The sequence below is a fragment of the Salegentibacter sp. 24 genome (assembly GCF_004362395.1).
Classification (GTDB): domain Bacteria; phylum Bacteroidota; class Bacteroidia; order Flavobacteriales; family Flavobacteriaceae; genus Salegentibacter.
In genome coordinates this window covers 2,168-3,827 of sequence record NZ_SNWE01000044.1, presented here as the reverse complement: position 1 = coordinate 3,827, position 1,660 = coordinate 2,168, and the positions used below count along the sequence as shown (strand labels likewise).

Annotated in this window: 1 rRNA gene (only partly in view); it reads right to left on the bottom strand. The window is 47.8% G+C overall.

The annotated features are described in order from the left end of the window. A 23S ribosomal RNA gene (locus tag DET49_RS18175) occupies nucleotides 1-1,578 on the bottom strand; it reaches 1,237 nt to the left of the window's first position. Nucleotides 1,579-1,660: the final 82 nt, after the last annotated feature.

Sequence of the window (1,660 nt, the reverse complement as noted above, 5' to 3'; positions counted from 1 at the left end):
TCCACTCGCTTTTCTTGGAAGTCGATTCGCTGGATTATCACGCCGGCCGAAGCTTTTGTGTACTATCGGGGTGTTACCACTCCCTTCAACGTGCTATTCCGTCAGCACGCACCAACTGTTCGCCTCCGTCCGCTTTAACGTGGGGCAAGTACAGAAATATTAATCTGTTGTCCATCGACTACCCCCTTCGGGTTCGCCTTAGGTCCCGACTAACCCCCAGCTGATTAGCATAGCTGGGGAAACCTTAGTCTTTCGGTGTGCGGGTTTCTCGCCCGCATTATCGTTACTTATGCCTACATTTTCTTTTGTAACCAATCCAGCATACCTCGCAGTACACCTTCATCTCTGTTACAATGCTCCCCTACCACTCCATATCTAAATATGAAATCCATAGCTTCGGTAATATGTTTATGCCCGATTATTATCCATGCCGGACCGCTCGACTAGTGAGCTGTTACGCACTCTTTAAATGAATGGCTGCTTCCAAGCCAACATCCTAGCTGTCTGGGCAGTCCAACCGCGTTTCTTCAACTTAACATATATTTGGGGACCTTAGCTGATGGTCTGGGTTCTTTCCCTCTCGGACACGGACCTTAGCACCCATGCCCTCACTGATATAAAACATTTTATAGCATTCGGAGTTTGTCAGGAATTGGTAGGCGGTGAAGCCCCCGCATCCAATCAGTAGCTCTACCTCTATAAAACTATTATACCGCTGCACCTAAATGCATTTCGGGGAGTACGAGCTATTTCCGAGTTTGATTGGCCTTTCACCCCTACCCTCAGGTCATCCCAAGACTTTTCAACGTCAACGGGTTCGGTCCTCCACTATGTGTTACCACAGCTTCAACCTGCCCAAGGGTAGATCACACGGTTTCGCGTCTACCATTACCAACTTAAAACGCCCTATTAAGACTCGCTTTCGCTACGGCTCCACAGCTGAACTGCTTAACCTTGCTGGAAACGGTAACTCGTAGGCTCATTATGCAAAAGGCACGCCGTCACCCCATAAAGGGCTCCGACCGCTTGTAAGCGTATGGTTTCAGGATCTATTTCACTCCCTTGTTCAGGGTTCTTTTCACCTTTCCCTCACGGTACTGGTTCACTATCGGTCTCTCAGGAGTATTTAGCCTTGGCGGATGGTCCCGCCGGATTCATACAGGGTTTCTCGTGCCCCGCACTACTCAGGATACCACTATCGTTACAACTATTACCTATACCGGGCTGTCACCGTCTATGGCCAAGCTTTCCAACTTGTTCTAATTCTATTTGCAACAAATGTTGTGGTCCTACAACCCCATAAGGTCCGTAAACCTTATGGTTTGGGCTAATGCGCGTTCGCTCGCCGCTACTAGCGCAATCACTATTGTTTTCTCTTCCTCCGGGTACTTAGATGTTTCAGTTCTCCGGGTTTGCCTCCTTACGGATACTTAACCTTCAGTTAAGTGGGTTGCCCCATTGGGATATCTGCGGATCAACTTGTATGTGCCAATCCCCGCAGCTTTTCGCAGCTTATCACGTCCTTCTTCGCCTCTGAGAGCCTAGGCATTCCCCATACGCCCTTATCTAGCTTGTATGCTTCTTGCTTATGCTCGAATTTCTCGTGACCTTAATCACAATATATTCTATTAATTCTATTAATTTACCTCGTTATAAAAAA